At 70.5% G+C, this 22,101-nt stretch carries 23 protein-coding genes; 8 read left to right on the top strand and 15 right to left on the bottom strand.

Annotated features, from left to right (window positions below; all coding sequences use genetic code 11):
- Positions 1-72: 72 nt before the first annotated feature.
- Positions 73-816 (bottom strand): 4-hydroxy-tetrahydrodipicolinate reductase, encoded by a 744-nt coding sequence (dapB, locus tag GEV27_RS07150; RefSeq protein WP_153933771.1) that lies wholly within the window; start codon positions 814-816, stop codon positions 73-75.
- 118 nt (positions 817-934) lie between these two features.
- Between dapB and GEV27_RS07145 the strand changes: the two genes are divergently transcribed.
- Positions 935-1,579: a hemerythrin domain-containing protein gene (locus GEV27_RS07145; RefSeq protein WP_228764927.1), complete on the top strand. Its 645-nt coding sequence runs from the start codon at positions 935-937 to the stop codon at positions 1,577-1,579.
- Positions 1,580-1,582: 3 nt separating this feature from the next.
- On the opposite strand, the gene kynU is transcribed toward GEV27_RS07145, so the two are convergent.
- Complete coding sequence (gene kynU, locus GEV27_RS07140) at positions 1,583-2,770, bottom strand: kynureninase (protein ID WP_153933769.1); 1,188 nt, start codon at positions 2,768-2,770, stop codon at positions 1,583-1,585.
- Positions 2,771-2,839: 69 nt separating this feature from the next.
- Here kynU and GEV27_RS07135 point away from each other — a divergent pair, with 69 nt between their 5' ends.
- Complete coding sequence (locus tag GEV27_RS07135; protein WP_153933768.1) at positions 2,840-3,013, top strand: hypothetical protein; 174 nt, start codon at positions 2,840-2,842, stop codon at positions 3,011-3,013.
- Between the two features lie 68 nt (positions 3,014-3,081).
- Here the strand turns inward: GEV27_RS07135 and GEV27_RS07130 are convergent, their stop codons facing one another.
- Both GEV27_RS07130 and rpsO read right to left on the bottom strand, forming a co-directional pair.
- Complete coding sequence (locus tag GEV27_RS07130; protein ID WP_153653193.1) at positions 3,082-5,307, bottom strand: polyribonucleotide nucleotidyltransferase; 2,226 nt, start codon at positions 5,305-5,307, stop codon at positions 3,082-3,084.
- A 248-nt stretch (positions 5,308-5,555) separates the two neighbouring features.
- Positions 5,556-5,795, bottom strand: coding sequence for a 30S ribosomal protein S15 (gene rpsO, locus GEV27_RS07125; RefSeq protein WP_372490364.1), 240 nt, complete (start codon positions 5,793-5,795; stop codon positions 5,556-5,558).
- Positions 5,796-6,000: 205 nt separating this feature from the next.
- Here rpsO and GEV27_RS07120 point away from each other — a divergent pair, with 205 nt between their 5' ends.
- Entirely contained in the window at positions 6,001-6,891 is an 891-nt protein-coding gene (locus GEV27_RS07120; RefSeq protein WP_153933767.1) for an SGNH/GDSL hydrolase family protein, read from the top strand.
- Position 6,892: 1 nt separating this feature from the next.
- Here the strand turns inward: GEV27_RS07120 and GEV27_RS07115 are convergent, their stop codons facing one another.
- Positions 6,893-7,822 (bottom strand): bifunctional riboflavin kinase/FAD synthetase, encoded by a 930-nt coding sequence (locus GEV27_RS07115; protein ID WP_309222087.1) that lies wholly within the window; start codon positions 7,820-7,822, stop codon positions 6,893-6,895.
- Between the two features lie 111 nt (positions 7,823-7,933).
- On the opposite strand from GEV27_RS07115, the gene GEV27_RS07110 reads away from it, so the two are divergent.
- From GEV27_RS07110 to GEV27_RS07100, 3 genes are read left to right on the top strand one after another with little or no spacing between them, the layout of a single operon-like run.
- Positions 7,934-8,266, top strand: a complete 333-nt coding sequence (locus GEV27_RS07110; protein WP_153933766.1) for a hypothetical protein — start codon at positions 7,934-7,936, stop codon at positions 8,264-8,266.
- Positions 8,267-8,272: 6 nt separating this feature from the next.
- Entirely contained in the window at positions 8,273-9,670 is a 1,398-nt protein-coding gene (locus GEV27_RS07105; RefSeq protein WP_153933765.1) for a cell wall metabolism sensor histidine kinase WalK, read from the top strand.
- Positions 9,667-10,326 carry a response regulator transcription factor gene (locus GEV27_RS07100; RefSeq protein ID WP_153910542.1) on the top strand — a complete coding sequence of 220 codons (660 nt, stop codon included), beginning with the start codon at positions 9,667-9,669 and terminating at the stop codon, positions 10,324-10,326. Before GEV27_RS07105 ends, GEV27_RS07100 begins: the two co-directional genes overlap by 4 nt.
- Positions 10,327-10,330: 4 nt before the next feature.
- Here the strand turns inward: GEV27_RS07100 and GEV27_RS07095 are convergent, their stop codons facing one another.
- From GEV27_RS07095 to rimP, 9 genes are all read right to left on the bottom strand, one after another.
- Positions 10,331-11,182 (bottom strand): serine/threonine-protein kinase, encoded by an 852-nt coding sequence (locus GEV27_RS07095; RefSeq protein ID WP_153933764.1) that lies wholly within the window; start codon positions 11,180-11,182, stop codon positions 10,331-10,333.
- Complete coding sequence (locus GEV27_RS07090) at positions 11,182-11,676, bottom strand: hypothetical protein (RefSeq protein ID WP_153933763.1); 495 nt, start codon at positions 11,674-11,676, stop codon at positions 11,182-11,184. Before GEV27_RS07090 ends, GEV27_RS07095 begins: the two co-directional genes overlap by 1 nt.
- Positions 11,677-11,777: 101 nt before the next feature.
- Positions 11,778-13,019: a phosphatidylserine/phosphatidylglycerophosphate/cardiolipin synthase family protein gene (locus GEV27_RS07085; protein WP_153910533.1), complete on the bottom strand. Its 1,242-nt coding sequence runs from the start codon at positions 13,017-13,019 to the stop codon at positions 11,778-11,780.
- 16 nt (positions 13,020-13,035) lie between these two features.
- Entirely contained in the window at positions 13,036-13,914 is an 879-nt protein-coding gene (gene truB, locus GEV27_RS07080; protein WP_153653201.1) for a tRNA pseudouridine(55) synthase TruB, read from the bottom strand.
- Complete coding sequence (rbfA, locus tag GEV27_RS07075; protein WP_153653202.1) at positions 13,911-14,357, bottom strand: 30S ribosome-binding factor RbfA; 447 nt, start codon at positions 14,355-14,357, stop codon at positions 13,911-13,913. The genes truB and rbfA overlap by 4 nt, the downstream gene beginning before the upstream one ends.
- Positions 14,358-14,441: 84 nt before the next feature.
- Complete coding sequence (gene infB, locus GEV27_RS07070; RefSeq protein WP_309222086.1) at positions 14,442-17,258, bottom strand: translation initiation factor IF-2; 2,817 nt, start codon at positions 17,256-17,258, stop codon at positions 14,442-14,444.
- A gap of 187 nt (positions 17,259-17,445) precedes the next feature.
- Complete coding sequence (locus GEV27_RS07065; RefSeq protein WP_153933762.1) at positions 17,446-17,703, bottom strand: YlxR family protein; 258 nt, start codon at positions 17,701-17,703, stop codon at positions 17,446-17,448.
- Between the two features lie 39 nt (positions 17,704-17,742).
- Complete coding sequence (gene nusA, locus GEV27_RS07060; RefSeq protein ID WP_153653204.1) at positions 17,743-18,777, bottom strand: transcription termination factor NusA; 1,035 nt, start codon at positions 18,775-18,777, stop codon at positions 17,743-17,745.
- Positions 18,777-19,226 carry a ribosome maturation factor RimP gene (gene rimP / locus GEV27_RS07055; protein WP_153653205.1) on the bottom strand — a complete coding sequence of 150 codons (450 nt, stop codon included), beginning with the start codon at positions 19,224-19,226 and terminating at the stop codon, positions 18,777-18,779. The genes nusA and rimP overlap by 1 nt, the downstream gene beginning before the upstream one ends.
- Positions 19,227-19,365: 139 nt before the next feature.
- Between rimP and GEV27_RS07050 the strand changes: the two genes are divergently transcribed.
- Both GEV27_RS07050 and GEV27_RS07045 read left to right on the top strand, forming a co-directional pair.
- Positions 19,366-19,851 (top strand): hypothetical protein, encoded by a 486-nt coding sequence (locus GEV27_RS07050; RefSeq protein ID WP_153910531.1) that lies wholly within the window; start codon positions 19,366-19,368, stop codon positions 19,849-19,851.
- Positions 19,848-20,249 (top strand): DUF4439 domain-containing protein, encoded by a 402-nt coding sequence (locus GEV27_RS07045; protein WP_153933761.1) that lies wholly within the window; start codon positions 19,848-19,850, stop codon positions 20,247-20,249. Before GEV27_RS07050 ends, GEV27_RS07045 begins: the two co-directional genes overlap by 4 nt.
- Positions 20,250-20,349: 100 nt before the next feature.
- On the opposite strand, the gene GEV27_RS07040 is transcribed toward GEV27_RS07045, so the two are convergent.
- Positions 20,350-22,089 (bottom strand): proline--tRNA ligase, encoded by a 1,740-nt coding sequence (locus tag GEV27_RS07040; RefSeq protein ID WP_194944164.1) that lies wholly within the window; start codon positions 22,087-22,089, stop codon positions 20,350-20,352.
- Between the last annotated feature and the right edge of the window lie 12 nt (positions 22,090-22,101).

Raw genomic sequence — 22,101 nt, 5'->3', positions numbered from 1 at the left:
GTGACAGATCTTCCTAGGGAAGCGAGCACACCCGCGGTGAGTGACGGTTTCCCACGGGACCGTGGGAAACCGTCAGAGGCCGAGGACGTCGTCGAGGCCCACGGTGAGGCCAGGACGGCTGCCGACGCCGCGGACGGCCGCGACGACGCCGGGCATGAACGACGTACGGTCGTGCGAGTCGTGGCGGATCGTGAACTCCTCACCTGCCCCGCCCATGAGCACCTGCTGCGAGGCGACGAATCCGCGGGCCCGGACCGAGTGGACGGGGATGCCGTCGATCTTCGCGCCGCGGGCGCCGTCGGGATCGGTCGTGGTCGCATCGGGCAGGCCCGGCGACCCCGCCTCGCGGCGCGACGCCGCGATCAGCTCGGCAGTACGCACGGCAGTGCCCGACGGTGCGTCGACCTTGTCGGGGTGGTGCATCTCGATGACCTCGACCGACTCGAAGAACGGCGCCGCAGTCGCCGCGAAACGCATCATCAAGATCGCGCCGATCGAGAAGTTGGGCACCACCAGCACCCCGCTGGCAGGTGAGTCGCCGAGCGCCGAGCGTACGGCGGCGATGCGCTCGTCGTCGAAGCCGGACGTGCCCACCACTACGTCCACGCCGTGCTCGATGCACCACAGGACGTTGTCGAGGGCGACGTGGGGCTGGGTGAAGTCGAGCGCCACCTCCGCCCCGGCGGCGGTGACCTGGTCGAGGGAGTCGCCCAGGTCGATCTCGGCCACCACCTCCAGACCGTCGGCGGCGTTGATCGCCCGCACCGACTCCGAACCCATGCGCCCCTTGGCGCCCAGCACCGCAACCCGTGTCATGTCGCCGATCGTACGAGACGCGATCCGTGACACGCCCGCCGACTCGGGCCTACCATGGGCCAGCCTCGGGGCCCCGATGAGGAAAGGACCCACCATGCCCGAGGGCACACCGCGACCGATGAGTTGCGAGACCGATGACATGCTGATGATCCACCAGGTGTTCCGCCGCGAGTTCCGACTGGCGGGCCCCATGGTCCGCCACGTCGATGCCGGCAACACCGCGCAGGCCGCGCGCGTCGCGACCTACCTGGCCGAGATCGTCACCGCACTGCATCACCACCACCACAACGAGGACAAGATCCTGTGGGACACCCTCGTCGACCGCTCCCCCGGGTGCGCGCTGCACGTCGGGCAGATGAAGGCCCAGCACGCCGCGGTCTCCGATCTGCTCGACCGGGTCGAGGAGATCATCCCGGCCTGGACCCCGGCCGCGGACGCCGAGTCCCGCGAGCGGCTCGCCGCCGCGCTCGACGCGGTGTCGTCCGCGCTCGACGCCCACCTCGGGCAGGAGGAGGAGGTCATCCTGCCGGTCGCGGCCATGTCGCTCTCCCAGGCCGAGTGGGACCGCCTGGGCGAGGCCGGGATGGCGTCCGTCCCGCGCAACCGGCTCCTGGTCCAGCTCGGCTACATCCTGGAGGACGCCACGCCCGAGCAGCGCAGCATGGTGCTCGCCCACGTCCCGCTGCCGGCGCGGGTGCTCTACCGGCTCACCGGCCGGCGGCAGTACGAGAAGGAGATCCGCACGTTGCGCGCCCCGGTGTGAGGCCTACTCCGCGAGCCCGACCAGCACCGCGATGCCCGCGGCCGCCTCCGCGAATGACGTCGTCAGCGGCGACAGGCCGAGGCGGATCAGGTCGGGCTCGCGGAAGTCGGGCACCACGCCGCGCTCCACCATGTCCTCGGCCAGGCGCCGCGCATCGGGGTGCCGTACGGTCACGTGGCTGCCGCGCAGCGCCGGCTCCCGCGGGGTCACGATCTCCAGGCCCGCCTCGTCGAGCAGCTCGATCGCGTACGCCGTGAGCGCCTCGGACTTCGCCCGGATCTGCTCGACGCCGGCCTCGGCGATCAGCCGTACGCCCTGCTGGACCGCGAGAATCCCGGCCACCGGCGGCGTACCGCTGAGGAGGCGGCGGATCGTCGGTGAGGTCTCGTACGTGTCGGCCATCGCGAACAGGTCGGCAGCGCTCCACCAGCCGGCGATGGGCTGCTCGGCGGCTGCCAGGTGCCGCTCCGCGACGTACGCGAAGGCCGGCGCGCCCGGGCCGGCGTTGACGTACTTGTAGGTGCAGCCGACCGCGAAGTCGACCTCGAGGGCGTCCAGCTCGATCTCGACGACGCCTGCGGAGTGGCAGAGGTCCCAGATCACCACGCCGCCCGCCGCGTGGACCTCGGCCGTCAAGGATGCGAGGTCGAGCAGCGTGCCCGACCGGTAGTCGACGTGGCTCAGCAGCACGACAGCGGTCCGCTCCCCCAGCGCCGGGCGGAGCACCTCCACGGTGACGTTGTCCACCAGGTCGGGCGTCACCCACCGCACGGTCATGCCGCGTGCCCGCGCCACCGACTCGACGAGGTAGCGGTCGGTCGGGAAGTTCGTCGCGTCGATCACGATCTCGTCGCGGCCCGGGCGGACCCCGGCTGCGGCGTGCAGGAGCTTGTAGAGGTTGACCGACGTGGAGTCGGCGATGACCGTCTGTCCAGCGGCCGCGCCCAGCAGGGCCGCGCCGAGCTCGTCGCCGACGGTCACCGGCAGGTCGACCCAGCTCTCGGTCCAGCCGCGAATCAGTCGGCCTCCCCACTCCTCACGCACGAACGCCGCGAGCCGCTCCTGTGTCGCCTTCGGCAGTCGGCCGAGCGAGTTGCCGTCGAGGTACGCGACGAGGTCGTCATCGATCACGAACCGGTCGCGAAAGCCGCTCAGGGGGTCGGTGGCGTCGAGGTCGTGGGGCGTGGCCATCAGGCGATGCTCTCACGCCCCTCGCGCCCACCCGCCGACGAGTCACGTACGACCGCCGACGAGTCACGCATGACCGCCCACGAGTCACGTATGGCGTCCCACGAGTCACGTACGGAGGCGGGAATCGTCCACACGCGACTCGTCACCGTCCGTACGCGACTCGTGAGCGTCCGTACGCGACTCGTCACCGCCCGTACGCGACTCGTCACCGTCCGTACGCGACTCGTGAGCGTCCGTACGTGACTCGTGGGCGGGTGGGGGAAGCGGAAGGGCCCCGCTGCCGAAGCAGCGGGGCCCTTCACGGGTGCGGATCAGGCGTCGGCGTCAGCCGGCTCCTCGGCGGGGGCGGCGTCGCCCTCGCCCTTGTCCTCGATGACGGGGATCAGCGAGAGCTTGCCGCGGTCGCCGAGCTCGGCGATCTCGACCTGGATCTTCTGACCGACCGAGACGACGTCCTCGACGTTGTTGACCCGCTGGCCACCGTTGAGCTCACGCAGCTTGCTGATGTGCAGCAGGCCGTCGCGACCCGGGGACAGCGAGACGAACGCGCCGAAGTCGACCGTCTTGACGACGGTGCCGAGGTAGCGCTCGCCGACCTCGGGCATCGTCGGGTTGGCGATCGCGTTGATCGCGTCGCGCGCAGCCTCGGCCGCCTCGCCGTTCTCGGCGCCGACGTAGACCGTGCCGTCGTCCTCGAGCGAGATGTTCGCGCCCGTGTCGTCCTGGATCTGGTTGATGATCTTGCCCTTGGGGCCGATGACCTCACCGATCTTGTCCACGGGGATCTTGATCGTGATGATCCGCGGGGCGTAGGGGCTCATCTCGTCGGGCTCGTCGATGGCCTCGGCCATGACGTCGAGGATCGCGACGCGAGCGCCATACGCCTGCTGCAGCGCACCGGCCAGCACGTCGGCGGGGATGCCGTCGAGCTTGGTGTCGAGCTGCAGTGCGGTGACGAACTCACGCGTGCCGGCGACCTTGAAGTCCATGTCGCCGAAGGCGTCCTCGGCTCCGAGGATGTCGGTCAGCGTGACGAACTTCTGCTCGCCGTCGACCTCACCGGAGATGAGGCCCATCGCGATGCCCGCGACCGGCGCGCGCAGCGGGACACCCGCGTTGAGCAGACCGAGCGTCGAGGCGCAGACCGAGCCCATCGACGTCGAGCCGTTCGAGCTCAGCGCCTCCGAGACCTGGCGGATCGCGTAGGGGAACTCCTCGCGCGTCGGCAGCACGGGCAGCAGCGCACGGCCCGCCAGGGCACCGTGGCCGATCTCGCGACGCTTCGGCGAACCGACCCGGCCGGTCTCACCGGTCGAGTAGGGCGGGAAGTTGTAGTTGTGCATGTAGCGGCGCGACGTCTCGGGCGAGAGCGTGTCGAGCTTCTGCTCCAGGCCGAGCATGTTGAGCGTCGTGATGCCCAGGATCTGGGTCTCGCCACGCTGGAACAGTGCCGAGCCGTGGACGCGGGGAACGATGCCGACCTCGGCGCTGAGGGCACGGATGTCCTCCAGGCCACGGCCGTCGATGCGGACCTTGTCGCGCAGGACGCGCTCGCGGACGACCTTCTTGGTGACCGCGCGGATGGCCGCACCGATCTCCTTCTCGCGGCCCTCGAAGTCGGCGCCGATCTTGTCGATGACGTCGGCCTTGATCTCGGACTCGCGCTCCTCGCGGTCGGCCTTGCTGACGATCGTCAGGGCCTGGGCGAGGTCGTCCTTGGCAACGGCCTCGACCGCGGCGTAGACGTCGTCCTCGAAGTCGAGGAAGACCGGGAAGTCGCGGACCGGCTTGGCGGCGGTTGCGGCGAGCTCGGCCTGGGCCTCGCACAGCTGCTTGATGAAGACCTTGGCGGCGTCGAGGCCACCGGCGACGATCTCCTCGGTGGGCGCCTGGACGCCGCTCTGGACGAGGTCCCACGTGGCCTCGGTGGACTCGGCCTCGACCATCATGATCGCGACGTCGTCACCGGCGACACGGCCGGCGACGACCATGTCGAAGACCGCGTTCTCGAGCTGGCTGTGCGTCGGGAAGCCGACCCACTGACCGTCGATCAGGGCGACGCGGGTCGCGCCGACCGGGCCGCTGAACGGCAGGCCCGAGATCTGCGTCGACGCGGACGCCGCGTTGATCGCGAGCACGTCGTACGGGGTGTCGGGGTTGAGCGCCAGGACCGTGATGACGACCTGGACCTCGTTGCGCAGACCCTTCTTGAACGTCGGGCGCAGCGGGCGGTCGATCAGACGGCACGTGAGGATCGCGTCCTCGCTGGGACGTCCCTCGCGACGGAAGAACGATCCCGGGATGCGGCCGGCGGCGTACATCCGCTCCTCGACGTCGATCGTCAGGGGGAAGAAGTCGAAGTGGTCCTTGGGGTGCTTGCCGGCCGTCGTGGCCGACAGGAGCATCGTGTCGTCGTCGAGGAACGCAGCGACCGAGCCGGCCGCCTGCTGGGCGAGGACGCCGGTCTCGAAGCGGATGGTGCGGGTGCCGAAGGCACCGTTGTCGATGACTGTCTCGACGGAGTGAAGTTCGGACATAGATGTCCCTTCCGCAGACGTGTGTCTGCCTGTAGGGACGAGAACCGGGCGGGCGGTGAAACCATGCCGGTCTTCGATCGAGGCCTGCGGGCCACCCTGAGGCGCTCCCGAAGGCCACTACCGAGGACCGAGCGCGTCGTGTCCGAGGGTTCTCGTCTGTTGTGTTGCGACTGTGCAGTTGTGGGTCGTGCGAGGTGCCCCTTGCGGGGCGGGGCGGCCACCTCGTGTGAGGTGACCGCCCCGGCGAGCTAGCGGCGCAGGCCGAGACGCTCGATGAGCGAACGGTAGCGCTCGATGTCGTTGTTCTGCAGGTAGTTCAGCAGGCGACGACGCTGTCCGACGAGGAGGAGCAGACCACGACGGCTGTGGTGGTCGTGCTTGTGCTCCTGCAGGTGGCCGGTCAGGTGGGCGATACGAGCGGTCAGCAGCGCGATCTGGACCTCGGGGGATCCGGTGTCGCCGTCGCTGAGTGCGTACTGCTTGATGATGTCTTCCTTGGCGACGCCCGCAACTGTGGGCGCAGCAGTCTTCTTCGACACTTTTTCTCCTGGGGTTCCGTTGCACGGCGCGCCCGGGCACATCCACCGGGGCACTCTCTAGTCCGTGGCCGATCACACGGCAACGTCCAGACTATCAGCGCGGGGCGTCCGGCCGGAAATCCGTGTCACGGCCCCGGGGGTAGCCTCGCACATCATGCCCCCTACACGCCCGCTCCTCGCCGCCCTCGCCCTCATCGCCGTGACCGCCGCCTGCAGCTCCTCCGACGGCTCCGCCGACCGCTCCTCCGCCGACACCACGACAGGTTCCGGCTCCGACACGGCTGCCACGGGACCGCGCTACGTCGCCCTGGGCGACTCCTACACCGCGGGCCCGCAGCTCAACCCGACCGACAAGGCGTCGGACACCTGCCTGCGCTCGACCAAGAACTATCCGCACCTGCTGGCCGAGGCGATCGGCGCCGCCTCGTTCACCGATGCGAGCTGCTCGGGCGCCACGACCGACAACGTGCTGGAGTCCGTCGCGACCGTGGGCGGCGGCAAGGCCGTGCCGGCGCAGATCGACGCGGTCGACAAGGACACGCAGCTCGTCACGGTCGGCATCGGCGGCAACGACTCGTCGCTGTTCTCGAGCCTCTCGGTGGCGTGCACCCGGCCGGGCACTGCGTGCGAGGACTACCTCGACGACAAGGTGCCGGGCATCCTGCGCAACACCGGCAAGAACATCGCCACGGTCCTGGAGGCCGTCAAGGAGCGCGCCCCCCAGGCCCGGGTCGTCCTGGTCGGCTACCTCGGGGTGACACCGGCCGACCGCGGCTGCGACGCGCTCGGCGGCGACGCGCTGGACACGGCCGGCGTCTCCGCGGGTGAGCGGAGCATCGACCGGACGATGGCCGCCGCGGCCAGGACGGCCGGCGCGACGTACGTGTCGATGAACGCTGCGTCGAAGGGTCACGACGCGTGCGCGGGCGACGAGGCGTGGACCAACGGCCTGTCCCCCGCACTCGGTGACGGCGCCGTCCTGCACCCGCGGGCCGCCGGCATGGCGGCCGTCGCCTCCGCCGTCGAGAAGGTCGTCGCGTCCTGAGCTAGATGCCGAGTGCGTCGCGTGTACGCACGACGTCGTCGGCCATCTGGGCGATGAGCGGCTCGATGCCGTCGTAGCGGACCATCCCCCGCAGGCGGTCCACGAGCTCGACCCGGATCTCCTCGCCGTACAGGTCGAGGTCGGTGCGGTCCAGGACGTGCGACTCGACGCGCCGCTCGACCCCGTCGAACGTCGGATTGGTGCCGACCGAGATCGCTGCCGGGAGCCGCTCGCCGTGGTCGCGCACGACCCAGCCCGCGTACACCCCGTCCGGCGGCACCGCGTACGCCTCGTCGACCGGCACGTTGGCCGTCGGGTAGCCGAGCTCGCGACCGCGCTGATCGCCCTTGCGGACGACGCCGGAGATCTCGTGCGGACGTCCGAGCACCTCGGCCGCGTCGCGCAGACGGCCTTCGGCGATGTAGCGACGCACCAGCGTGGACGAGAACGGTTCGGCACCGCCGTCGAGCCCGAGCCCGTCGACCACGAAGCCGGCCCGCTCCCCCGCCTCGCGCAGGAAGGTCGTGTCGCCGCTGGCGCGGCGGCCGAAGCGGAAGTTGTCGCCCACCGCGACCAGGTGGGTGCGCAGCTGGTCGAGCAGGACCCGGTCGACGAACTCCTGCGGGCTCCAGGCCGCCATCTCGCGGGTGAAGTCGAGGATGCGGACCTCGTCGACGCCGGCCGCGTGCAGCAGCTCGACCCGGCGGCGCATCGTCGTGAGGCGCTTGGGCGCGCGGTCCGGTGCGACGACGGCGAGCGGGTGCGGCTCGAAGGTGATCGCGATGACCGGCAGGCTGCCGGCGAGCTCACGGGTGCGGGCGATGACGTGCTGGTGACCGCGGTGCACGCCGTCGAAGTTGCCCACCGTCACGGCTGCCGGATCGGTCCGCGGAGCCGTCGATGCCCCGGGGAAGTCTCGCCAGATCGTCACGGGGAAAACTGTGCCACACGTCGCCGCGGGCGCCCGCGGCGAGCCGGACCTAAGAACACTCTCATGCTGGGCTCATCGACCCCCTTGCCCACATCGGGCAGGGTGGAGCCCATGAACTGGACGAGGCGGGCCCCTGCTGCGGTCCTCGCGGTCGTCGCCGTCGCCCTCCTGGTCGTGATCGGCGCGCGCGTGTCGGCCGGCGCCGACCCCGCGCCGCAGGACACCTCCCCCATCGAGATCGCGCCCACGCCGGCGGCGACGCCCTCCACCCCGGTGCCCTCGCGCACCACGCCCGCGCCGAGCACCGTGCCACCCAGCACCGTGTCGCCGGACGACGTGGACGACGACGATGACGACGACTACGACAAGTCCTACCCCGAGCCTCGGGACTACGACGACGACAACGATGACCACCGGGGCCGCGACCACGACGAGGACGACTGACCCTCGATGGCACCTCCCTCGTGGTCGCGCCTCACGGTGCGGCAGCGGCTCACCGCCACGGTCGCCCTGCTGACGACTCTTGCGCTCGTGGCGGTCGGCGCGACCCTGTACGTGCTGGAGTCGCGGCGCATCGACCGGGCCATCGAGTCCGGCATCAGCCAGGAGCTCGGTGAGTTCCGGGCGCTGCGCTCCGAGCCCGATCCGGACACCGGCAGGCCGTTCGCGTCCGCCGAGCGGCTCCTCGAGGTCTTCCTCGAGCGCAATCTCCCCGATCCCGACGAGCAGCTGTTCGCGTTCCCCGCGCAGGGACGGCCGAGCTATCAGGGCGAGTACGACGCCCGGCTGCAGCGCTCCGCCGAGTTCCCCGCGCTGGTCCGACGGCTCAGCACGACCGGCGGCACGCGGACGCTGCGCATCGACGGCCACACGTACCGGGTCGCGGTGCAGCCCGTCAGGGTCGGCTCCTCGACCTCGGCGTTCGTGGTCGCCCACGACGTGTCGGCGAGCCGGGCGTACCTGCGCGAGCTGCTGGTCACGTACGCCCTGCTGGCCGCACTGTCGGTCATCCTCGTCGCAGGTGTCGCGTCGTGGAGCGCCGGACGCCTGCTGAGCCCCGTGCGGCGGCTGCGCGAGACCGCCCAGGGCATCAGCGACGGTGACCTCGGCGGGCGGATCGAGGTCACGGGTCACGACGACCTGTCGGACCTGCAGCGGACGTTCAACGCGATGCTCGACCGGCTCGAGGCCGCGTTCGCGGCGCAGCGACAGCTGCTCGACGACGCCGGGCACGAGCTGCGCACCCCGTTGACCGTGCTGCGTGGCCACCTGGAGGTGCTGGACGTCGACGACACCGAGGACGTCGCCGCGACCCGCACCCTGCTCCTGGACGAGATCGATCGCATGTCGCGCCTCGTCGACGACCTGCTGATGCTGGCCAAGGCACGCCGTCCCGACTTCGTCCGGACCCGCGCCGTCGACGTGGAGGCGCTGACCCTCGGTGCGGTCGACCGCGCGCGGGCGCTCGCGGACCGCTCGTGGGTCCTCGACGGCGTCGCGCGCGTCAACGCCCGGCTCGACGGTCAGCGGATCACCCAGGCGTTGCTCCAGCTGTCCGAGAACGCCGCCCGTCACACCCAGGAGGGCGACGAGATCGGCATCGGCTCCAGGCTCCACGAGGGCCGCCTCGAGCTGTGGGTCCGTGACACGGGCCCGGGGGTGGACCCCGTACTGGCCCCCACGATCTTCCGGCGCTTCGCGCAGGGCGAGGACGCCCATGAAGGCTTCGGTCTCGGCCTCTCGATCGTCAGCGCGATCGCCGAGGCCCACGGCGGCGACGTCGTGCTGGACCCCACCGATGCGGGCGCCACGTTCCGCATCCGACTACCCATGGAGGCTGCGACATGAACCGGATCCTGATCGTGGAGGACGAGGACCGGATCTCCTCGTTCGTCGCCAAGGGGCTCAAGGCCGAGGGGTTCACGACCTCTGTCGTCCGGGACGGCGTCACGGGTCTCGACTACGCCCTGACCGGCGAGTTCGATCTCATGGTGCTGGACATCGGGCTGCCCGGGATGGACGGCTTCCGGGTCCTGGAGCGGGTGACGGCGGAGCGCCCGAGCCTGCCGGTGATCGTCCTGACCGCACGCGACTCGGTCACCGACACGGTCGCCGCGCTCGAGGGCGGGGCGGCGGACTACATGTCCAAGCCGTTCAAGTTCGGTGAGCTGCTCGCCCGGGTACGGCTGCGGCTCCGTCCCCCCGGCGAGGCCGCCCCCGAGCAGGACCTCACGGTCGGGGACGTCCGGCTCGACCTGAGGCACCGCAGGGCGTACGTCGGCCGGCGGGAGGTCGAGCTGTCGGCGCGCGAGCTGACCCTCGCGGAGGTGCTGATCCGCAACCGCGGCCTCGTCCTGTCGCGGGAGCAGCTGCTGTCCCAGGTGTGGGGCTACGACTTCGACCCCGGGTCCAACGTCGTCGACGTCTATGTCGGCTATCTGCGCAAGAAGCTCGGCGCCTCGCTGATCACCACGGTCCGCGGCCTCGGCTACCGCGTCAGCTGATCCCTCAGAGCTTGATCCTGAACCCCGAGAGGTGGGCCCGCGGGAGGTTCGCGAGCAACGGCTCCAGACGCTCGGCCACCTCGTGCGGCTCAGGACGATCCTCCGCCCGCGGCGCCAGGCAGTCCAGGATCAGGTCCGCGACGGCCGGCGGCACGACGTGTGGCAGGTCGAAGGGGGCCTGGTCGAGCTGTGCCCACCGGCGCTCGCGGTCGTACGCCCGGAAGCCCGCCGCGGCGCGGAACATCGTCGCCCCGAACGCCCACATGTCGCTCGCGTGGCCGACCGTCCCGAGTTCTCCCGGCCGGCACTGCTCGGGGGCCATGTACTCGTCGCTCCCGACCGGGTCCGTGAGGTCGGCGGCCTGCTTGGCGTCCATCGCGACGCTGAAGTCGATCAGCCTGGCCGGGGCGCCCATGATCACGTTGCTGGGCTTGAGATCGAGGTGGCAGACGTCCTGCTGGCGCAGGTAGTGCAGCGCCGAGCACAGCTCGAGCCCGAGCGGGAGGAGCTGGTGCAGCGGCAGGTAGCCGTGTGTCGCGATCAGCGTGGACAGGTCGGGGCCGTCCACGTTCTCCAGCACGAGGTACGGCCGTGGCCCCTCGTCGTCGTAGGAGAACAGCCGGGCGATCCCGGGGTGGCTGAGGCGCGAGAGCATCTCCACCTCCCGCACGAGCCCGGCCCGGGACGCGTCGCGCTCGACGTGGCCCGGGCGCACGATCTTGACGACCACCGGCGCGTACAGCCGGTCGTCGAAGGCCAGCCAGGCCTCGTAGACGTCGCCGCCGCCGACCGGGCGGACGGCCGTGAGGCCGGGGGCGATCGCGTCGCCCCCGGCCAGGCCCCAGGTGTCGCTCATCAGGCGGCGCGCCCGTCGCGCGTGCCGGTGAGCGTCGTGTTCTTGGTCGGCGCCGTGTTCTTGGTCGGCGCCGTGTTCTTGGTCGGCGCCGTGTTCTTGGTCGGCGCCGTGTTCTTGGTCGGCGCCGTGTTCTTGGTCGGCGCCGTGTTCTTGGTCGGCGCCGTGTTGACCGTCTTCGACGTGTTCTTGGTGTTCTTGGTGTTCTTCGTCGGCGTCGTGTTCTTGGTGTTCTTCGTCGGCGACGTGTTGACCGTGTTGCTGGTCGGTGAGTCCCCCGAGCGAGCGACCCGGTCGTCATCGTTGTCATCGGGGTCGTCGTCGAGCTGGACCGACTGCACCCACGAGCTCGACGTGTCCTCACGCTTGAGCACGACGTCCTTGGACGCGGTGGAGCCGGCCGGCTCGGCCTGGGCGCTCGCGACCGCGAATCCCACGGCGCCGAAGGCGACCGTCCCGGCCACGGCCATGATGCCGGTGCGTACGTACTTGTCCATGTTCTCTCCTCGGTCAGGTGTGCTGATGAGTCGAGACTGTCGGTCACGCATGAGCCGGACGTGAGCCCCACGTGAGAGGACTCTCATCCGGCGCCGGGAGGTCAGAGCAGCGGACCCAGAGGGCGCAGGATCGCCTCGTAGATGCGCGCCAGGGCCGGGCGGGCCATCCACTCCTCGAGCGTCAGCTGCTCACACCTGGCGCAGTCGTCCGCGAACACCTGCTGCATGCCCCGGGCCAGGCCCGGGTCGAGGATCTCGAGGTTGATCTCGTAGTTGCCCAGCAGGCTGAGGCGGTCGATGTTGGCCGTGCCGATCGTGGTCCACTCACCGTCGATCGTCGCCGTCTTGGCGTGCACCATGTGGTCGCCGTAGCGGTGGATCTCGACCCCGGCGCGCAGCAGGCGCCCGTAGAACCCCCGCGAGAGCCAGTCGGTCACGACGTGGTTGGAGATCTTGGGCACGATGATCCGCACCCGCACGCCGCGCCGGCGGGCGTCCAGCAGCGCCGAGAGGATGTCACGGTCGGGGATGAAGTACGCCGCGGTGATGTCGATGCTCTCGTGCGCCCGGTCGATCGCCTCGAGGTACATGCCCCGGATCGGGTACATCAGCTGCCGCGGCACGTTGCGGTGCGCCCGGATCGCCGGCCGCCAGCCCGCGGACGGCATCTGGTCGAGCATCGGGGTGTCCCGGCGGGGATGCGTGTTCCAGAAGTCGACGAATGCGTTGTCGAGGTCCCACACCGCCGGGCCCTCGATCCGCAGGTGCGTGTCGCGCCACTCCGTCGCGTACGCCGAGCCGATGTTGTAGCCGCCCACATACGCCACGTGGTCGTCGACGACGAGGATCTTGCGGTGGTCCCGGCCGAGGTGCCGCGGGCTGAGGAACTTCCACGACGAGATGACCGGGTAGACCAGCACGTTGACCGCGGACGGGAACGTCAGGAAGCTGCGCTTGACCACCAGGTTGGCGAACTGGTCGTAGATGACGTAGACGTCGACGCCACGGTAGGCCGCGTCGATCAGCGCCTGCTTGAAGCGTTGACCGACCGCGTCGCCCTTGATGATGTACGTCTCGAGGAGGATCCGGTGCTTGGCGCCCTCGATCGCGGCCAGCATGTCGTCGAAGAGTACCTCGCCGTACGTGTACGTCGTCGCGACGCTGCCGTCGCTGATCGGGTGGGAGACCGGCTCGGCCGGCGGGAGGTCCGGGACCTTGCGTCCGCGCAGCAGCCGTCTGAGCCGGTCGGCGCCCATGAGCGTCGCCACCGCGGTGAGCTGTGCGACGAACACCGAGAGCAGACCCTGGCCGACCAGGCGGCGCGTGTTGCGGCTGAGGCTCATGGGAGGACCTTACCGATCAGACGAACACGGCCACCGGCTTGGCGACGCCTCCACGCTGCTCGTACAACGCCAGGAACTCCCCCGCCGGATCGAACACCGCGACGGGCCCGGGCGCTCCCAGCTGGATGCCGGTCAGCGCGCGGCCGAAGCGCACGTCGCTCGCCTCGCGCTCCCCGAGGTCGTACGACGCGAAGCTCGTCCGCGCGACGTCGTCGAGCCCGATCACGATCAGCTCGGACTCCAGCTGCTCCAGCGTGCGGGCAAGCGACAGGCCGAATCCACCGACCCGCGTGCGACGCAGCATCGTCAGGTGACCGCCGACGCCGAGATCGGCCCCGAGATCGCGGGCCAGCGCGCGGATGTAGGTGCCGCTGGAGCACACGACGCGGATGTCGACGTCCACGAGGTCACCCTCGTGACGCACCGCGTCGATCTCGAACGTCGAGACCTCCACGGGTCGCGCCTTGAGCGCGACCTCCTCGCCCGAGCGCACCTTGGCGTACGACCGCACGCCGTCGACCTTGATCGCCGAGACCGAGGACGGCACCTGCATGATGCGCCCGGTGTACGCGGGCAGGATCGCCCGGATCGCGTCCTCCTCGAGGTGCGCGGCCGAGGCCGAGGCGGTGACCTCGCCCTCCGCGTCGTCGGTGACGGTCGACTGGCCCAGCCGGACCGTCCCGACGTACTCCTTGTCGGCCATCGTCAGGTGGCCGAGCAGTCGCGTCGCGCGGTTGATGCCCAGCACGAGCACGCCGGTCGCCATCGGGTCGAGCGTGCCGGCGTGGCCGACCTTCTTGGTGCCGGCCAGGCGGCGCATCCGCCCCACGACGTCGTGCGACGTCCAGCCCGAGGGCTTGTCGACGATGACGAGCCCCGACTGCTGGTCGCTCACGCGTCGTCGTCCTCGTCGTCCTCGTCGGCGACCGGCTTCTTGTAGGGATCGGCGTCACCCGCGTACTGCGCGCCCGCGGAGCGCGAGGCGACCTCCTCGTCGGAGGCCTTGACCTTGGCCAGCAGGTCCTCGATCTCCTTGGCCGTCTCGGGGACGGCGTCGAGGTAGAACGTGACCGAGGGGGTGATGCGGGTGCCGAGCTGCTTGCCGACCTCGGAGCGGATGAGCCCCGTGGCGCTCTTGAGTGCCGCGGCGGTGTCGGCGCGCTGCGCCTCGTCACCCATGACGGTGTAGAACACCGAGGCCTGCTGGCCGTCGCCGGTCATGCGGACGTCCGTGATCGTCACGAAGCCCAGTCGCGGGTCCTTGACCCGGCGCTCGAGCATCTGGGCCACGACGACCTTGATGCGGTCGCCGACCTTCGCGTTGCGCGGTCCCGCCATGTTGTTCCATCTCCCCAAATCAGTGGGACGTCACCTGCGTACGAGCCCTGAGGGCTGGTACGCAGGTGACGTCCCGGTGGTGACTCAAGCGCGAGGCTTCTCGCGCATCTCGAACGTCTCGATGACGTCGCCGACCTTGATGTCGTTGAAGCCCCTGAGCACGAGACCGCACTCGAAGCCTTCGCGGACCTCGGACACGTCGTCCTTCTCGCGCCGCAGGCTCGAGAAGTCCAGGTTGTCCGCCACGACGGTGCCGTCGCGGAGCAGGCGTGCCTTGGCGTTGCGCTTGATCGTGCCGCTGGTGACCATGCAACCGGCGATGTTGCCGATCTTGCTGGAGCGGAAGATGTCGCGGATCTCGGCGGTACCGAGCTGCGCCTCCTCGAACTCCGGCTTGAGCAGACCCTTGAGCGACGCCTCGATCTCCTCGATCGCGTTGTAGATGATCGAGTAGTACTTGATCTCGACACCCTCGCGGTCGGCCAGCTCCGTCGCCTTGCCCTGGGGGCGGACGTTGAAGCCGATGATCACGGCGTTGGACGCCGCAGCCAGCATGACGTTGGTCTCGGTGATCGCACCGACGCCGCGGTCGATGACGCGGAGGGCGACCTCGTCGCCGACGTCGATCTTGGCCAGTGCGTCCTCGAGCGCCTCGACAGAGCCCGATCCGTCGCCCTTCAGGATGAGCAGCAGCTCGTCGGTCTCGCCCTTCTCCATCGAGGACATGAAGTCCTCGAGGGTCCGGCGGCCCGTGCGCTGCGCGAGCAGTGCGTTGCGCTCACGCGCCTCGCGCTTCTCGGCGATCTGACGGGCCAGGCGGTCGTCGGCGACGACCATGAAGTTGTCGCCTGCACCGGGGACGGCCGTCAGACCGAGCACGAGTGCCGGCCGCGACGGGGTCGCCTCCTCGATGTTGTTGCCGAACTCGTCGAGCATCGCGCGGACACGACCGAACGCGGGGCCGGCGACGATCGAGTCGCCCACCTTGAGCGTTCCGCGGTGGACGAGCACCGTGGCGACCGGACCGCGACCGCGGTCCAGGTGCGCCTCGATGACCAGGCCCTCGGCGTTCTGCTTGGGGTTGGCGCGCAGGTCCAGCGATGCGTCAGCGGTCAGGATGACCGCCTCGAGCAGCGCGTCCAGACCCGTGCCGGCCTTGGCCGAGACGTCGACGAACATCGTGTCGCCGCCGTACTCCTCGGGCACGAGTCCGTACTCGGTCAGCTGGCCACGAGCCTTGGTCGGATCGGCGTCGGGCTTGTCGATCTTGTTGACCGCGACCACGATCGGGACGCCGGCGGCCTTGGCGTGGTTGAGCGCCTCGACCGTCTGCGGCATCACGCCGTCGTCCGCCGCGACCACGAGGATCGCGATGTCGGTCGCCTGGGCACCACGGGCACGCATGGCGGTGAACGCCTCGTGACCGGGGGTGTCGATCAGGGTGATGCGACGCTCGGTGCCGTCGACGTCGGTCGCGACCTGGTAGGCACCGATGGTCTGCGTGATGCCACCGGCCTCCTTGTCCACGACGTTGCTGCTGCGCAGCGCGTCGAGGAGCTTGGTCTTGCCGTGGTCGACGTGACCCATGACGGTGACGACCGGCGGACGCGGCGCGAGATCTTCCTCGGCACCCTCGTCCTCGCCGAACTCGATGTCGAACGACTCGAGCAGCTCGCGGTCCTCGTCCTCGGGCGAGATGACCTCGACGTTGTAGTTGAGCTCCTCACCGAGGAGCAGCAACGTCTCGTCGTTGGCCGACTGGGTCGCCGTGACGATCTCGCCCAGGTGGAACAGCACCTCGACGAGCGATGCCGAGTCGGCACCGATCTTGTCGGCGAAGTCGGCCAGCGAGGAGCCACGGGTCAGACGAACGGTCTCGCCATTGCCCTTGCGGACGCGGACGCCGCCGATCGCGGGCGCCTGCATCTGGTCGAATTCCTGACGCTTCGCGCGCTTGCTCTTGCGTCCACGACGCACCGGACCACCGGCGCGACCGAAGGCGCCCTGGGTGCCGCCGCGGGTGTTGCGACCGGCAGGACCGCCCGTACGGGGCGGGCCGCTGAAGCCACCGCCACCGGGACGACCGGGTGCACCGCCGCCACCACCGGGACGACCGGCGAAACCGCCGCCGCCACCGGGTGCGCCACGACCGGGTGCCCCACCGGGGCCACCACGGCCCGGAGCGCCGGGGCGTCCGGGAGCGCCACGACCGGCAGACGGGCCCGGGAGGCCCGACTGGCGCGGCATCATGGCCGGGTTGGGGCGCGGCATGCCGCCGCCACCACCGGCAGCCGGAGCGGCGCCGCCGCCACCCTCACGGGCAGCGGGGGGACGCGGGGTGTTGCGCTGCATGCCCTGCGTGGACGAGAACGGGTTATTGCCGGGGCGAGCGCCACCGGCGGACGGACGCGGTCCGGGCGTGGGGCCCGGGGTGCGTGTGGGTGCCTCGGGCGCCGGGGTGGCAGCAGCCGCGGGCGCGGCCGGGGCTGCGGGTGCAGCCGGGGCCTGCTTCGCGACGGGTGCCGGCTCGGGAGCCTTGCGGGGTCCGGGGACCGGGCCGGGCGTACGCGCCGGGGCTGCAGGTGCAGCCGGAGCGGATGCCGGTGCCGCGGGGGCAGCGGGTGCGGCCGGAGCCGCAGGCGCAGGCGCAGCCGCCTCGGTCGGTGCAGCCGCGGGGGCAGGAGCCGCCTCGGCCTTCTTGGCGGGGGCCTTGCCACCGGACTTCTTCGCGCCCTGCGCACGCAGGGCCTCGCCGTGCTCCTCGTTGAGGCGCCGGACGACGGGTGCTTCTACGGTCGAGGAGGCCGACTTCACATACTCACCCATGTCTTTCAGGGTGTTGAGGACGACCTTGCTCTCGACGCCGAACTCTTTGGCGAGCTCGTGGACTCTGACAGCCACTTTTCTCCTTCAGGGGGGTCCGACCCCGAAGGAGGATCAGACCACTAGTTGACGAACGTGCTCATTGCGCAGTACTCATCGCGCAGTACTCATCGGCTGGTGCCGATCTGTGTGGTCATGAGCGGGCTCCGATTTCGTGTCATGGGAATCGTCGCGGGTGCGACGCCCGGGTGGTCGAGCTGATGTTTCATTGTTCCGCGACGACATCGGTCACTGCGCTGAGGTCCAGCGGCCCTTCTGCTCGAAGGGCCCGGCCGAACGCCTTGCGACGTGTCGCGAGCTCCAGGCACCGGGTCGTGGGGTGCAGGTGCGCCCCTCTCCCCGGAAGCGTTCCGCGCAGATCCGGTGTCACGACGACTGCCGTGGACTCCTGCACTGCGACGACTCGCACCAGAGTGGTCTTGTCCGCACGTTGCCTGCAACCGATGCACGTCCGGACGACCATGGCCAGTCTACCCGTTTCGCGAAGCGCTTGCGCCATCGGTCACGAGCCCGCCTGCGTGGGCGCCTCGGTGTCCGAGCGGATGTCGATGCGCCACCCCGTGAGCTTGGCGGCAAGACGGGCGTTCTGGCCCTCCTTGCCGATCGCGAGCGAGAGCTGGAAGTCCGGGACGACCACCCGCGCCGAGCGTGTCGCGGCGTCCACGATCGTCACGCTCTTGACCTGGGACGGCGACAGGGCGTGTCCGATGAACTCCGCCGGGTCGTCGCTGTAGTCGACGATGTCGATCTTCTCGCCGTGCAGCTCGTGCATCACGTTGCGCACCCGCGAGCCCATGGGGCCGATGCACGCGCCCTTGGCGTTGATGCCGGGCGCAGTGGCGCGTACCGCGATCTTGGTGCGGTGACCCGCTTCGCGAGCGATCGCGACGATCTCGACCGAGCCGTCGGCGATCTCGGGGGCCTCCAGCGCGAACAGCAGCTTGACCAGGTTGGGGTGGGTGCGTGAGACCTTGACCCGCGGACCCCGCAGGCCCTTCTCGACGTCGTAGACGTACGCCTTGAGGCGCTCGCCGTGCGCGTACTTCTCCTCGGGCACCCGCTCGGTGGCGGTCAGGATCGCCTCGACGCGGCCGAGGTCGAGCATCACGTCCTGGGGGTTGCGACCCTGCTGGATCACGCCCGAGACGATGTCGCCGACCTTGCCGGAGAACTCGCCGAACTTCGACTCGTCCTCGGCGTCGCGGATGCGCTGCATGATGAGCTGGCGGGCGATCGTGGCGGCGAACCGGCCGAAGTCCTCGGGGGTGTCGTCGAACTCCGCGGAGAACCTGACCTCCGGGCGGACCGGCTCCTCCCCCTCGGCGGGCTCGGGCGCCGGCGGCGTCTCCAGCCGCTCCTTCGCCCAGACCGTCACGTGCCCGTTCTTGCGGTTGAGCTCGACCCGCGCGTGCGGGTGGGCGGCGCCGGTCTTGTGGTACGCCGAGAGCAGCGCCGTCTCGATCGCCTCGCAGATCGCCTCGAACGGGATCTGCTTCTCCTGCTCGAGAGAGCGCAGAGCGGCCATGTCGATGTCCATCAGGCGTCCTTCGGGTTGAGCTCGATCTGCACGAGCGCTGAGGTGATCTGGTCGTACAGGTAGCGGGTCGTGGTCCTGCCCACGATCTCGACGCCCTCGTCGTCGGACGCGCCGATGCGACCGTCGACCGAGGTGTCGTCCGCGAGACGCAGGCGGACCAGGCGCCCCGCGTTGCGACGCCAGTGGCGCGGCAACGTGAGCGGGCGGTCGACGCCGCGTGATGTCACCTCGAGCGTGTAGGGCTCGTCGCCCATCACGTCGCTGGCGTCGAGGACCTCCGAGAGGGCGCGCGTGGCGTCGGTGATGTGGTCGATGCCCACACCGCCGTCCCGGTCCACCGCGATGCGGAGGACGCGCTTCCTGCCGGCCGGCGTCAGCTCCACTGCCTCGAGATCGAGGCCGAGCGACGACACGGTGGTCTCGACGAGGGTCTCCAGACTGTCCGTCATGGATGGTCCTCCGTCTTCTGTTGTGGACACCGCGTTCAGTGTCCGCACCACCTTACCGAACCGGCGCGGCTCCTCCCGCCATCCGACGACCCAGCACGTCCTGCCGAGCTCGCTCGCGGGCGGACGTTAACCTGCCATGGTGATCAGCCGACGCGTCCTTCTGGGGACGGGAGCCGCCGTGGCGGGTGGAGCGGCGCTTGTGGGTGTCGCGCATGTCACGCACGTGCTGGACGATGCGGCCGACCTCGTCGGGCTCGACCCCAAGCCCGAGCCGGACCCCGAGGACGACCGCTTGGTGCGGCGCGCCGCGTCGGGTGCAGCGACCCTCCTGGCCATGGTGGAGGCGACGGCCGCCACGCACCGGTCCCTGGCCCTGGCCCCCTTCGAGGCGCTGGTGCGCGAGCAGCTGACTGCTGTCGGCGGGACGACTGCGGCGACGGACGTCGCCGCCCCTCCTGCAGGGGCCGGGGCCGCGCTCGCGCAGCTGGAGAAGGCCTTCCGCGCCGCGGCCAAGGCCCGGGCCGCCGACGCGCTGCGGTCCTTCTCCCCCGACCTCACCCGGGTGCTCGCCTCGATGTCCGCAGGCCTCGCCCAGGGCGCCCGCGGGCTCGGTGACCTGCGATGACCGCCACCGAGGACCTGCAGACGTGGCTCGCGCTCGAGCAGGAGGCGGTGTGGCTCTACCCGGTCATCGGTGCCCGCTTCGCCGATCTACGACCCCGCGCCTCCACGGCGTTCCGGACGCACCGCGACACCCGCGACGCCCTGGAGCGCCGCATCCGGGTGGCCGGCGAGGACCCGGTGGCGAACCGGCTGACGTACGACGTGGGACCGGTCGACACCGAGCGGCGGGCGCTGCGGGCCGCCGGCCGCCTCGAGGCACGGATCAGCGCCGCGTGCCTGGCACTGGCCGGGGCGTCCGAGGGCGACCTGCGGGCGTACGCGATCAGGAACCTCACCCGCGCGGCCCTGGCCGAGCTCACCTGGGGCGCGAGACCGCAGGCCTTCCCCGGTCTCCCCTGACCCCCACCCCGCCCAGATTTGCGGAGTCCTGCACCTCTTCGCGGGCAAATTGCGTGCAGGAGCCCGCAAATCTGGGCGGGGGTGGGCGGGCGGGGGTGGGTCAGCCCCGCAGGTGTGCGATCAGGTCGGCGAGCGGGACGTCGGTGCGCTCGCCCGTGGCCCGGTCCTTGACCTCGACCACGCCGTCGACGAAGCCCTTGCCCACGACCACGATCGTCGGGACGCCGATCAGCTCGGCGTCCTTGAACTTCACACCGGGTGACACCTTGCCCAGGCGGTCGTCGAACAGCACGTCGAAGCCCTCCCCGATCAGGTCGTCGTAGACCTGCTCGGCGCCTGCGACGACGGTCTCGTCCTTGCCGGCGACGATCAGGTGCACGTCGAAGGGGGCGAGCTCCTTGGGCCACACGAGGCCCGCGTCATCGTGCGCGTACTCCGCGACCGCGGCGACCGCGCGGGAGACGCCCACGCCGTACGACCCCATCGTGACGGTCACGAGCTTGCCGTTCTCGTCGAGCACCTTGAGGTCGAGCACCTCGGCGTACTTGCGGCCGAGCTGGAAGATGTGACCCATCTCGATGCCACGCGCGAGCTCCAGCGGGCCCGAGCCGTCGGGGGCGGGATCGCCCGCGCGCACCTCGGCGGCCTCGATCGTGCCGTCGGAGGTGAAGTCCCGCCCGGCCACCAGGTCGATGACGTGCGAGCCCTGGATGTTGGCGCCGGTGACCCAGCGGGTGCCCGTGACGACACGCGGATCGGTCAGGTAGCGGATGCCGGTGTCGCTCTCGGTGCCCAGCGCGGCGGGGCCGATGTAGCCCTTCACCAGACCGGGATGGGCGGCGAACTCCGCCTCGCCGAACGGCTCGACCTCGGCGGGCGAGACCTGCGCCTCGAGCCGCTTGGCGTCCACCTCGCGGTCACCGGGAACGCCGATCGACAGCGGCTCGCGTGTGCCGTCGGGGTGGCGCAGCATGACCAGCACGTTCTTGAGCGTGTCGGCCGCCTCCCAGGGGCGGTCGTCGCGCGGGAACGCCTCGTTGAGGTGGGCGACCAGCGAGTCGATCGTGGGGGTGTCGGGAGTCTGCTCGGCGTGCGCGGCGGGCGCGTCGTCGTACGGCAGCGGGTCAGGCGCGATCGTCGTGACGGCCTCGACGTTGGCCGCGTAGCCGCCCGGGGAGCGGACGAAGGTGTCCTCGCCCGTCGGCGACACCGCGAGGAACTCCTCGCTCGCCGAGCCTCCCATCGCGCCGGAGTCGGCGTGGACGATCGCGTACTCGAAGCCCAGCCGGTCGAAGATGCGGACGTACGCCGCGCGGTGCGCCCGGTAGGACTCCTCGAGCCCCGCGTCGTCGATGTCGAAGGAGTAGGAGTCCTTCATGATGAACTCGCGCCCGCGCAGGATGCCGGCGCGGGGACGCGCCTCGTCGCGGTACTTGGTCTGGATCTGGTAGAGGCTCAGCGGCAGGTCCTTGTAGGAGGAGTAGAGGTCCTTGACCAGCAGCGTGAACATCTCCTCGTGCGTCGGGCCGAGGAGCATGTCATTGCCCTTGCGGTCCGCGAGGCGGAAGAGGTTGGGCCCGTACTCGGTCCACCGGTTGCTCGCCTCGTAGGGCTCCCGCGGCAGCAGCGACGGGAATCGCACCTCCTGCGCGCCGATCGCGTCCATCTCCTCGCGGACGATGCGCTCGACGTTGGCCAGCACCTTCAGCCCGAGCGGGAGCCACGAGTAGATGCCCGGTGCCACGCGGCGGACGTAGCCCGCACGCACCAGGAGCTTGTGGCTCGGCACCTCGGCATCGGCGGGATCGTCGCGGAGAGTTCGCAGGAAGAGCCGGGACATACGCATGCCCCG

The sequence above is a fragment of the Aeromicrobium sp. S22 genome, assembly GCF_009661045.1.
Classification (GTDB): Bacteria; Actinomycetota; Actinomycetes; order Propionibacteriales; family Nocardioidaceae; genus Aeromicrobium; species Aeromicrobium yanjiei.
Note: the sequence above shows the minus strand (reverse complement) of the source record. Positions and strands in the feature narration are given on the sequence as shown.